The organism is Pseudomonas sp. PA27(2017) (assembly GCF_001945445.1).
Lineage (GTDB): Bacteria > Pseudomonadota > Gammaproteobacteria > Pseudomonadales > Pseudomonadaceae > Aquipseudomonas.
This window is the reverse complement of record NZ_MSXW01000008.1, coordinates 193,284-204,173: the sequence shown is the minus strand read 5'-3', so window position 1 is coordinate 204,173 and position 10,890 is coordinate 193,284. Positions and strand designations below refer to the sequence as shown.

The 10,890-nt window shown below is 63.2% G+C and carries 13 protein-coding genes; 7 read left to right on the top strand and 6 right to left on the bottom strand.

What is annotated here, in order from left to right:
* A partial coding sequence (locus BVH06_RS03765; RefSeq protein ID WP_139315562.1) for an aldehyde dehydrogenase family protein occupies positions 1–266 on the top strand: 266 nt, incomplete at its 5' end.
* A gap of 243 nt (positions 267–509) precedes the next feature.
* Here BVH06_RS03765 and BVH06_RS03760 read toward each other — a convergent pair.
* Complete coding sequence (locus BVH06_RS03760) at positions 510–1,475, bottom strand: LysR family transcriptional regulator (RefSeq protein ID WP_075933252.1); 966 nt, start codon at positions 1,473–1,475, stop codon at positions 510–512.
* 107 nt (positions 1,476–1,582) lie between these two features.
* Between BVH06_RS03760 and BVH06_RS03755 the strand changes: the two genes are divergently transcribed.
* The 3 genes from BVH06_RS03755 (at position 1,583) to queF (ending at position 4,040) form a co-directional block, all read left to right on the top strand.
* Complete coding sequence (locus tag BVH06_RS03755; protein ID WP_075930503.1) at positions 1,583–2,338, top strand: sulfite exporter TauE/SafE family protein; 756 nt, start codon at positions 1,583–1,585, stop codon at positions 2,336–2,338.
* Positions 2,339–2,452: 114 nt separating this feature from the next.
* The gene (gene pyrF, locus BVH06_RS03750) at positions 2,453–3,151 is read left to right on the top strand and encodes an orotidine-5'-phosphate decarboxylase (protein WP_075933251.1); all 699 of its coding nucleotides are present in this window, start codon (positions 2,453–2,455) and stop codon (positions 3,149–3,151) included.
* A gap of 61 nt (positions 3,152–3,212) precedes the next feature.
* Positions 3,213–4,040 carry an NADPH-dependent 7-cyano-7-deazaguanine reductase QueF gene (gene queF, locus BVH06_RS03745; protein ID WP_075933250.1) on the top strand — a complete coding sequence of 276 codons (828 nt, stop codon included), beginning with the start codon at positions 3,213–3,215 and terminating at the stop codon, positions 4,038–4,040.
* 90 nt (positions 4,041–4,130) lie between these two features.
* Here queF and BVH06_RS03740 read toward each other — a convergent pair whose 3' ends face one another.
* On the bottom strand, positions 4,131–4,397 hold the full coding sequence (locus BVH06_RS03740) for a DUF4404 family protein (protein WP_073267804.1): 267 nt from the start codon (positions 4,395–4,397) through the stop codon (positions 4,131–4,133).
* Between the two features lie 98 nt (positions 4,398–4,495).
* On the bottom strand, positions 4,496–5,173 hold the full coding sequence (locus tag BVH06_RS03735; protein ID WP_075933249.1) for a phosphatase: 678 nt from the start codon (positions 5,171–5,173) through the stop codon (positions 4,496–4,498).
* A 198-nt stretch (positions 5,174–5,371) separates the two neighbouring features.
* Between BVH06_RS03735 and BVH06_RS03730 the strand changes: the two genes are divergently transcribed.
* Positions 5,372–6,073: a VacJ family lipoprotein gene (locus BVH06_RS03730; RefSeq protein WP_139315561.1), complete on the top strand. Its 702-nt coding sequence runs from the start codon at positions 5,372–5,374 to the stop codon at positions 6,071–6,073.
* A 90-nt stretch (positions 6,074–6,163) separates the two neighbouring features.
* On the opposite strand, the gene BVH06_RS03725 is transcribed toward BVH06_RS03730, so the two are convergent.
* A complete protein-coding gene (locus BVH06_RS03725; protein WP_075930499.1) occupies positions 6,164–6,463 on the bottom strand; it encodes a PilZ domain-containing protein in 300 nt (99 codons plus the stop codon).
* Positions 6,464–6,673: 210 nt separating this feature from the next.
* Here BVH06_RS03725 and rssB point away from each other — a divergent pair, with 210 nt between their 5' ends.
* Positions 6,674–7,858, top strand: a complete 1,185-nt coding sequence (gene rssB, locus BVH06_RS03720) for a two-component system response regulator RssB (RefSeq protein ID WP_075930498.1) — start codon at positions 6,674–6,676, stop codon at positions 7,856–7,858.
* An 8-nt stretch (positions 7,859–7,866) separates the two neighbouring features.
* A complete protein-coding gene (gene rssC, locus BVH06_RS03715) occupies positions 7,867–8,352 on the top strand; it encodes an anti-sigma factor antagonist RssC (RefSeq protein WP_075931016.1) in 486 nt (161 codons plus the stop codon).
* A 58-nt stretch (positions 8,353–8,410) separates the two neighbouring features.
* On the opposite strand, the gene tal is transcribed toward rssC, so the two are convergent.
* Both tal and dusA read right to left on the bottom strand, forming a co-directional pair.
* The gene (gene tal, locus BVH06_RS03710; RefSeq protein WP_075933248.1) at positions 8,411–9,337 is read right to left on the bottom strand and encodes a transaldolase; all 927 of its coding nucleotides are present in this window, start codon (positions 9,335–9,337) and stop codon (positions 8,411–8,413) included.
* A 91-nt stretch (positions 9,338–9,428) separates the two neighbouring features.
* A complete protein-coding gene (gene dusA / locus BVH06_RS03705; protein ID WP_075933247.1) occupies positions 9,429–10,433 on the bottom strand; it encodes a tRNA dihydrouridine(20/20a) synthase DusA in 1,005 nt (334 codons plus the stop codon).
* Positions 10,434–10,890 lie beyond the last annotated feature (457 nt).

Genomic DNA, 10,890 nt, shown 5'->3' with positions numbered 1-10,890 from the left:
CCCTGGCCATCGCCAACGACACCGAGTTCGGCCTGGGCGCCGGCGTGTGGACGCGCGACATCAACCGCGCCTACCGCATGGGCCGCGGCATCAAGGCCGGGCGCGTGTGGACCAACTGCTACCACCTGTACCCGGCGCACGCTGCCTTTGGCGGCTATAAAAAGTCCGGGGTCGGGCGCGAAACCCACAAGATGATGCTCGACCACTATCAGCAGACCAAAAACCTGCTGATCAGCTACGACATCAACCCGCTGGGCTTCTTTTAAATCGTTCAAGCATTACGAAGAACGCGGCCTGGACTTAATGCCATTCTGTCTAAGGTTCGGGCCGCGAACGACGTTGCTATGATTGGCCGCACCCCGCGGCGGATGGGTCGGTCCGGCAGCAAGGCCGCCATCGTTTCGCGCCGGGGTCGACGCTCCTACGCGCATGGGCTCCGGTGGCCTTCCCAGGTCACTGTGCAGGCTGGCTGAGCCGAAGACCAAAAACGCGGCCTTGGCCGCGTTTTTTTAGCTGCCGGCGCCGCGTTGCAAGGCGCTTTGCAGCGGCAGATCCCAGGGCGGGGTCGGGCCAAAGCGGTTTTTCAGGAACTCCAGCAGTAGCCGGCTGCGTGAGTCGGTATCGCGCTGCAAGCGCAGCGCATAGATGCCGCTGGGCTCAGGCGCCGGCAGGCCGTTGTCGCAGAACAGTGCCACCAGCTCGCCACGCACCAGGTATTCGCTGACCAGCCAGGTCGGCAGATGCGCCACGCCCAGGCCGGCGAGCACGCTGAATACCAGCGTCTCGGCATTGTTGGCCGTCATGCGCAGGCGGCGAGGGCGGTACATGGCGAGCTTGCCGCCATTCTCGAAACGCCAGGCATAGGCGGGGGCGAGGCCATCCCAGTCCAGGCCATCGTGTTCCAGCAGTTCTGCCGGGGTTCGCGGCACACCCCGGCGCTCCAGATACGCCGGGCTGGCGCATACCACGCGAACCATCGGCGAAAGCGGCGTCGCCACCAGGCGGGTATCGGCCAGGGGGCCGATGCGCAGCACCAGGTCTACCTCGCCCAGGTGCGCGCCATGCAGGTCGATGAAGCTGTCGATCAGCCGCAGTTGCACGTCCAGGCCAGGGTAGGCGGTGAGAAAGTCGGCAATCGCCGGCGCCAGGTGCCGACGGCCGAACGGCGCCGGGGAGTCGATGCGAATCAGCCCCTCCGGCGCGCTACTCAGCGACACGGCCTCGGCACGCGCCAGGTGCAGCTCGGCGAGAATCCTCCGGGCCCGCTCGGCGAACGCCAAGCCGGCTGGCGTTGCCCGCACCGCATGGGTGCTACGGCTGAACAGGCTGCAATCGAGGGAGCGCTCCAGGGCGTCGATACGCCGCGAAACCGCTGAAGGCGTCAGCGGGTGCAGGCGGGCTGCAGCGGAGAAGCTGCCGCTTTCCAGCACATCGAGAAACAGACTGAGCTGGTCGGTTAAGGCATCAGGATTCATGTGGATCTCGCTGTGCGTATTTCGCACAGCCATTATGCCGGGCTATGCGTTACCCATCCAGCCGCCGATGGGTAGCATGCGCTCATCCTGTTTGAACGAGATGAACCATGGATCTGCTCGCATTCGCCCTGAATATCCTGCTCGGCCTGGCCCTTGGCACCCTTGGCGGGCTGTTCGGGATTGGCGGCGGTCTGATCGCGATTCCGGCGCTGGGCGTATTGTTCGGCCTGGATCAGCAGCTGGCCCAGGGTACCGCGCTGGTCATGGTGGTGCCCAACGTGCTGCTGGCGCTGTGGCGTTATCACCAGCGCAACCGCATCGACCTGCGTCATGCCCTGGCGCTGGCATTGAGCAGTTTCGTGTTCGCGCTGTTCGGGGCGAGTTGGGCGGTCAATCTCGACCCCGAATCGATGCGCCTGGCGTTCGTCGGCTTTCTGGTCGCGCTGGCGTTCTACAACCTGCTGCGCATGTTGATGCGCCCGCCGGCTGCGTCGGGCCAGTTGCGCCATCCTTGGCCCTGGCTGACCGTGCTGGGAAGCGGGTCGGGCCTACTGGGCGGGCTTTTCGGTGTCGGTGGCGCCGTGATCGCCACGCCGATTCTCACCAGCGTATTCGGTACTTCCCAGGTGGTGGCCCAGGGCCTTTCGCTGGCGCTGGCGGCGCCCAGTACCGGGGTGACGCTGGCCACCTACGCCCTGCACGACCATGTGCAATGGGCCCTGGCCATTCCGCTGGCGATCGGCGGGCTGCTCAGCATCAGCTGGGGCGTGCGCCTGGCTCACGCCTTGCCCGAGCGCATCCTGCGCGTGCTGTTCACGGCTTTCCTGCTGATCTGCGCGCTGATGCTCGGGCTGAAGACCTGAGGCGTCACGCGCCGTCCGACGAGCCTGCACGCCGCGCTGGCGTGCCTTGCCGCCAATCGCCTTGGCATTGCGCTACAATGCGCGCCGAATTTGGCCCGCTCGAGAGTTACCCCCATGTCCGTTTGTCAGACACCCATCATCGTCGCCCTGGATTTCCCGACCCGTGAGGCGGCACTTGCCCTGGCCGATCAGCTCGATCCGAAACTGTGCCGGGTGAAGGTGGGCAAGGAGCTGTTCACCAGCTGTGCGTCGGACATCGTCGCCACCTTGCGCGATCGCGGCTTCGAGGTGTTTCTCGACCTCAAATTCCACGACATCCCCAATACCACCGCCATGGCCGTCAAGGCCGCCGCGGAAATGGGTGTGTGGATGGTCAACGTGCATTGCTCCGGTGGCCTGCGCATGATGAGCGCCTGTCGCGAGGTGCTGGACGCCTTCAACGGCCCGGTGCCGTTGCTGATCGGCGTGACCGTGCTGACCAGCATGGAGCGCGAGGACCTGGCCGGCATCGGCCTGGACATCGAGCCCCAGGAGCAGGTGCTGCGCCTGGCCGCGCTGGCTCAGAAGGCCGGCATGGATGGTCTGGTCTGCTCGGCGCTCGAAGCGCCTGCGCTCAAGGCGGCGCAGCCCGCGCTGCAACTGGTGACGCCAGGCATTCGTCCAGCCGGCAGTGCCCAGGACGATCAGCGCCGTATTCTCACGCCGCGTCAGGCCCTGGATGCCGGCTCCGATTACCTGGTGATCGGCCGTCCGATCAGCCAGGCCGCGGATCCGGCCGCCGCCCTGGCCAAGCTGGTCGCCGAGCTGGGTTGACCAGCCTTTCATTTTCGTGCGGCGCTCGCTGCCGCACCCATTGCATTGCAGGTAACGCCTCATGAATTCCGTGGAACATTCGCCGCTGGGCAAGAGCAGCGAGTACATCGCCACTTACTCGCCCGAGTTGCTGTTTCCCATTCCCCGCGCCACCAAGTGGGCTGAGCTGGGCTTGAGCGCCGATACGCTGCCGTATCGCGGCGTGGACTACTGGAACTGCTTCGAGCTGTCCTGGCTGCTGCCTTCCGGCAAGCCGGTGGTGGCCATCGGCGAATTCGCGATTCCTGCCGATTCGCCGAATATCATCGAGTCGAAATCCTTCAAGCTGTACCTCAATTCGCTCAACCAGTCGGTGTTCGCCAACTCGGCAGAATTGGTCCGTGTGCTTGAGAAGGATTTGTCCGCCACGGCCGGTAAAACGGTGGCCGTGCGGATCCGCAGCCTGGACGAAGCGGCCCGGGAAGGCCTGGTCGCATTGCCGGGCACCTGCATCGACGACCTGGACGTCAGCATCAGCAATTACGCCGCGCCTCAACCGGAGCTGCTCGCGTGCGACCCGGCCCGTGTCGTTGAAAAGAGCCTGCATAGCCATCTGCTCAAATCCAATTGCCCGGTCACCAGCCAGCCGGACTGGGGCAGCGTGGTGGTCGAGTACCGCGGGGCGGCCCTGGAGCCGGCAAGTCTGCTGGCCTATCTGGTGAGCTTCCGCCAGCACGCGGACTTCCACGAACAGTGCGTGGAGCGCATCTTTCTGGATCTGCAAAAACTACTGAAGCCGGAGTACCTGACCGTCTACGCGCGCTATGTGCGACGTGGTGGTTTGGATATCAACCCTTACCGCACCACGCGGGATGAGGTGCCGCCGAACCGGCGTCTGGTCCGTCAGTAAGGGTCTATCTGATTCGCGCGCTCGCCCAGTCGCAAGGGTGGGCATAAAAAAACCAGCCTCGTGGCTGGTTTTTGGTTTCTGCGCCTGGGATCAGATCCCCATATTGGCCAAGGTCTGCATGATGTTGCGCAGGCTGCCGGCGAGCGTCGGATGGCTCACCTCGAAGCGCTCGACCGCCAGGTTGACGCCGTCGACCAGCGAAGCATCGGGTGTGGTCACCGGCTGCGCCGCCAACTGCAGCTCGATGTCGCGGGCGATCAGTTCGAGCGATTCGCGATCCTCTTCGTTTTCCGGCGGATGTTCGACCAGTTGCTTGCGCAGCTCTTCCAGTTGCTGCTGCAGATGGTTCGCAGGCATGGGACTCTCCCTTTCTTGATAGGCAAGACAATTGACCGTACGACGCGACGAAAGGTCAGTACTTCTTGTCCAACCAGGCCAGTCGGGGCGGGCTGGCTTCAGGGTTTCTCGCCCTTGCTACGCCGAATCTGCAGGTGGTCGAGGCAGGCTGGCAGGTCGGTGAGCTGGTCGATCACCGAGTGAGCGCCTAGCCGATAGAGTGAAAGCGTCGCGTCGGCGCGCAGGCGGTCACGCTGCGCGCCGTCGAGCTGCTGCCAATCGGCTAGCGCGTGGCCTGCCAGTGAACCGCAGGCGGCCAGGCCCACCGTCCACATTCCGGCATTCAAGCCAGCCTGCAAGAGGCGCGGCTCGCCACTCACCAGCACGCAGCCTTCGAGGCGCTCGATACGCAAGGCCGCCAGGGCTTGCCAGCAGGCATCCGGTGCGGGCCAGATGCGCTGGGTGCAGGCCGGCGAGGCCGTCAGCCAGTCGGGCAGGCGACTGGCCAGTTTTTCGGTCAGCGCTTCTGGCAGCTCGTCCATCCAGGCACAGGGCACGTTTTGCTCATGCAGGCTGCGCAGGGTGCTCAGCGCCCCGGGAGTCGGCTCGGCGCAACCGTCCAGTTCCAGGTTGCTTGCAGGCTGGCGGGCCAGGCCACCGCTTTCGCGCACCAGCGCCAGGTGTCGCTGGCGGTTCAGAGACGCGCTTCGTGCGCCGAAATCCACCAGGCAGCCGGACAGGCCGAAAAGGATGGCCGTAAAGGAAGAGGAGGCGGCGCAAAACGCTGGCTGGGGCATGCGATGTCGTTCCCTGGCTATTATCGCTTCGACCTTGCCAAGGCAATGTGACGATGGCGTGACACGCTGCGATCTTCAGACATGCGGTCGCGTGATGCGGCGCCCGGATATCGCGGTGCGCTGCCTATTGGCGGCGGACGGCTTTATACTACGCCGCTGCCGCCGACAGGCCGCGCTCATTAGCCTAGGAGAACAGCAATGCGCTTGATTGGACCCGATTGGATCGCGAGCTTCGGCCGCATGCTGGCTTGTGCCGGCCTGATGGCACTACCGCTGGCAAGCCAGGCGGCAACGGAAGATCCGTGGGAATCGTTCAACCGTCCTATCTTTCGCTTCAACGACACCGTCGACACCTACGCCCTCAAACCACTGGCCCAGGGCTACCGGGCCGTGACGCCGCAGTTCCTGGAAACCGGCGTACACAACGTGTTTCGCAACCTGTGGGAGGTCGGTAACCTGACCAACAACCTGTTGCAGGGCAAGGCCCATGACGCCGGCGTGGATACCAGCCGCCTGTTGCTCAACAGCACCATCGGTGTGCTGGGTTTCTTCGATGTTGCCACCCCTATGGGATTGCAGCGCAGCGACGAAGACTTCGGCCAGACCCTCGGTGTCTGGGGCGTGCAAAGTGGCCCGTACCTGGTACTGCCGCTGCTCGGTCCGAGCTCGCTGCGCGACGCGCCGGCCAGGATTCCAGATAGCTTCCTGACCCCGTATCCCCATATCGATCATGTGCCGACGCGAAACGTGCTGCGTGGCGTCAATGTGGTCGACACCCGCGCCAGCCTGCTGGACGCCGAGCGCATGATCAGTGGCGACAAGTACATCTTCATCCGCAATGCCTACCTGCAGAACCGTGAGTTCCGCGTGCGCGATGGTGATGTGGAAGACGATTTCTAGAAATCGGCAGGGGCGGCTGCCTTAAGGCAGCTGGCCTGAAGGCCATAGGCAGGCGTGATGGAGGCCGGCTCCATCACGTTACAGCGTATTTCAGTTCATGGACGTCACGGCGACGCCGAGAATTTGCCGGCCATCGCCGATGTCCGTCACGCGTACCACTTCAGCGTCGGTTTCCAGCCCCTTGAGCGAATCATGGGTGGACGGGATCAGCACGCTCACCTTGTCGCCCACCTTCGCCTGGCACTGCGCTTCGAGCTGCATGCCGGTGCTCGACAGATCCCGGCACAGCGCAGGAACCGTCTGGCCGCCATGAGTCAGCGTTACCTGGGTCTCCAGGCGCATGCGAATGTAATCGCGCTTTTCCGTGTAATCACGATCATTCTGGCTCATCAGGCTATCCTCATTGAAGGTCGGGGCTGTGCTGCGATTCTTATAACCCCCGCCCATTTGAGGTGTAAAGCCGCTCGGCGGCTAACGGCGCCTGTTGAATCGCGCTGAGGATGGGAGTACCGTCTGCGCCTTGACGCGAACCGTGTACCCGCGCAGGTCGTTGGCTGCGTTTACGCTAACCATCCCCGGCGCAGTTTGCCTGGACACCCCATGCACAAAACCAGTGCCACGTTGCTGCTGATCGATGACGACGAAGTCGTCCGCGCCAGCATTGCAGCCTACTTGGAAGACAGCGGCTTCAACATCCTGCTGGCCAGCAACGGCCTGCAAGGACTCGAAGTGTTCGAACGCGAACGGCCGGACCTGGTCATTTGCGACCTGCGCATGCCCCAGGTCGATGGCCTCGAACTGATCCGCCGCATCAATGCGCTGAAGGTCTCCGCGCCGATCATCGTGGTTTCCGGTGCCGGCGTGATGACCGATGTGGTCGAAGCGCTGCGCCTTGGCGCTGCCGATTACCTGATCAAGCCCCTGGAAGACCTGGCCGTGCTCGAGCACTCGGTGCGGCGCGCTTTGGATCGCGTGCACCTGCGCCAAGAGAACGAGCGTTACCGCGAAAAGCTGGAAACCGCCAATCGCGAGCTGCAGGCCAGCCTGCATCTGCTGCAGGAAGACCAGAACGCTGGCCGTCAGGTGCAGATGAACATGCTGCCGGTCACGCCGTGGGAAGACGAAGGGCTGTCGTTCGCTCACCAGATCATCCCATCGCTGTATTTGTCCGGTGACTTCGTCGATTACTTCCGGGTCGACGAGCGCCGCGTGGCGTTTTACCTGGCAGACGTGTCTGGCCATGGCGCCTCGTCGGCTTTCGTCACCGTGCTGCTCAAGTTCATGACCACGCGCCTGCTATACGAGTCGCGGCGCAACGGCATGCTGCCCGAATTCAAACCGTCTGACGTGCTCAGCCACATCAACCGCGGCCTGATCAACTGCAAGCTGGGCAAGCACGTGACCATGCTCGGCGGGGTGATCGACGAAGAATCCAATCGGCTGACCTACAGCATCGGCGGCCATTTGCCGCTGCCGGTGATGTACACCGGTGGCCAGGCCTATTACCTGGAAGGCCGTGGCTTGCCCGTCGGCCTGTTCAAGGAGGCCGATTACAACAACCTGGAAATCGACCTTCCCGAATCATTCAGCCTGACGTTGTTGTCCGACGGCATTCTCGATTTGCTCGACGGCGACAACCTGCAGGAAAAAGAAGCCTTGCTGCCCAAGCTGGTCAGTGAGGCAGGTGGAACCCTGGATGGGTTGCGTAGCGTGTTTGGACTGGCCAATCTGGCGGAGATGCCGGATGATATCGCCTTGCTGGTGTTAAGCAGGAACCTTGCATGAATCCTGGGATAAGCCCCGGTAGAATCCAGTTTGCCGAGCAGGATGGCACCTTCGTCCTGAAGTTCATCGGCGAAGTGCGCCTGACCCTGTGTTCGGCACTGGACTCCACGATCGAAAAGATTTTCACCGCGCTGAATTTCTCCGCCATCGTCATCGACCTGACGGAAACGCGCAGCATCGACAGCACCACCCTCGGGCTGCTGGCCAAGCTGTCGATTCTGTCGCGGCAGAAGGTCGGCCTGCTACCGACGGTGGTGACCACCCACGCCGACATCACGCGGCTTTTGCAGTCGATGGGCTTCGATCAGGTGTTCAACATCATCGACCAGCCCTACGAGTGCCCGGACTGCCTGGCCGACTTGCCATCGCAGGACCAGTCGGAAGACGTGGTGCGGGCCCACGTACTGGAGGCGCATCGCATCCTGATGGGCCTTAACGAGTCGAACCGCGCGGCCTTTCATGACCTGGTGAGCGCGCTCGAACAGCATCCCTGAAATGCGGGCATAAAAAACGGGGCGCCGACATGATCGGCGCCCCGTTTTTGCTTTAGCGTCAGCTGTTGGTAACGAGCAGCTTTTCCAGTTTTTCCTGGTCGCGAGCGAACCCACGGATGCCTTCGGCGAGCTTTTCGGTGGCCATGGCGTCTTCGTTCATGTCCCAGCGGAACTGGCTTTCGCTGATCCGCGCTTCGCTCTGCCCGGACACCTCGGTGTCGAGCTTGCGCTGCAGCGGCCCGTTGTCGTCGGCCAGTTGCTGCAGCAACTCGGGGCTGATGGTCAGGCGGTCGCAGCCGGCCAATTGCTCGATCTGCCCGACGTTGCGGAAGCTGGCACCCATCACCACGGTCTTGTGGCCCTGGGCCTTGAAGTAGTCGTAGATGCGCGTCACGGACTGTACGCCGGGGTCTTCGCTGCCTACGTAGTCACGGCCTTCGGCCTTCTTGTACCAGTCGTAGATGCGGCCTACGAACGGCGAGATCAGGAACGCGCCGGCGTCGGCGCAGGCACGCGCCTGGGCGAAGGAGAAGAGCAGGGTGAGGTTGGTCTGCACGCCGGATTTTTCCAGCTGTTCGGCAGCGCGGATGCCTTCCCAGGTCGAGGCGATCTTGATCAGGATGCGCTCACGGTTGACGCCAGCCTCTTCATACAGCTCGACCAAGCGCTTGGCGCGGCTCAGGGTGGCCTGGGTGTCGAACGACAGTCGCGCATCCACCTCGGTGGAAATGCGCCCGGGGATCACCTGCAGGATTTCCCGGCCCACGGTGACGCCAAAACGGTCACTGGCCAGATCGACGTCGCCCTTGCTGGCGGCGATTGCCTGCTTGAGCAGTTCGGCGTAGCGGGGCAGTGCGGCGGCTTTGAGCAGCAGCGACGGGTTGGTGGTGGCGTCCACCGGCTTGAGGCGGGCGATGGCGTCGATGTCGCCGGTGTCGGCAACCACGGTGGTGAACTGCTTGAGTTGATCCAGCTTGGAGGTCATGGCACGGCCTTGTCGATTCGGGTGCCACGACCTTACCTGAGCCTCAGTTGGCGCTCAACTGGTGGCACGGTCGTCGATCTGCCTGGCCCACTCAGCGGCCCTGCAGGATCTGCGCTGCCTGGTCGAAAATGGCCAGCGGCTGATCGCTCTTGTGGATGTCCGCCGAAAGCAACTGGCGGAAGCGACGCGCCCCCGCAAAGCCCTGGGCCAGGCCGAGCATGTGCCGCGTAACGTGGTGCATCAGGCCGCCTGCAGCCATGTGCCGCTCGATATAGGGGCGCATGGCAAGCATCGCGTCATAACGAGTGACCGGGGGGCGCTCGCTGTCGAACAGTTGGCTATCGACTTCGGCCAGCAGGTACGGGTTGTGATAGGCCTCGCGGCCCAGCATCACGCCGTCGAAGGTCTGCAGATGCTGTTGGCAGGCTTCCAGGGTCTTGATGCCTCCGTTGAGCACCAGCTCCAGCTCCGGGAAATCGGCCTTGAGCTGGGCGGCAACGTCGTAGCGCAGCGGCGGAATCTCGCGGTTTTCCTTGGGCGATAGGCCCGACAGGATGGCAATGCGCGCATGCACGGTGAAACTGCGGCAGCCGGCATCGCGGACCTGGCCGACGAAATCGCAGAGCTGCTCGTAGCTATCGCGCCCATCGATGCCGATGCGATGCTTGACAGTCACGGGGATGCTCACCGCATCACGCATGGCCTTGACGCAGTCGGCCACCAGCGCCGGATGGCCCATCAGGCAGGCACCGATCATGTTGTTCTGCACCCGATCGCTGGGGCAGCCGACATTGAGGTTCACCTCGTCGTACCCCGCCTGCTCGGCAAGGCGTGCGCAGGCCGCCAGATCAGCAGGGTTGCTGCCGCCCAATTGCAGCGCCACGGGGTGCTCGCTCTGGTCGTAGTGCAGAAAACGCTGGGTATTGCCATGCAGCAATGCACCGGTGGTGACCATCTCGGTATACAGCAGCGCGTGCTGCGACAGCTGGCGCAGGAAGTAGCGGCAATGGTGATCGGTCCAATCCATCATCGGCGCCACGGAGAACCGTCGAGAGGGCTCAGGTCGCGTGGTTGCTGGTTTGGATGGCTCTATCATGGGGGCTCCGGAGGTGCGTGTTGCCAACGTATTTCTGCGCGTTTGACGGTGTTTTCTGAGCTAAGGTGGTATGGCATACCACTTGATATCTTGTTTGTACTGGCGCTGAAAAGGATGTACCACCTTGGCAACGGTCAGAGGGCGCAAGCGCGCTGACGGCACGCCGAGTAACACCGCTCAGATACGAATCAAAAAGAATGGGGCGCAAGTCTACACGGAGAGCCAGACCTTCGCCCGCAAGAAGGCTGCAAAGGCTTGGGCCAAACGGAGGGAGACGCAGGTTAGCGAGCCCGGCGCTTTGGAGTGGGCCAACGAGACCAAGTCGCAGCTTAAGGATGTGATAAAGCGGTACCTAGAGGGGGTTGGCAAGGCGCAGCCATTGGGGCGTACGAAGCCAAGGAAAGCACCCTGGAGCGTATCGCGGATTCGTACTTGGGCGAGATGACACCTGCTGAGT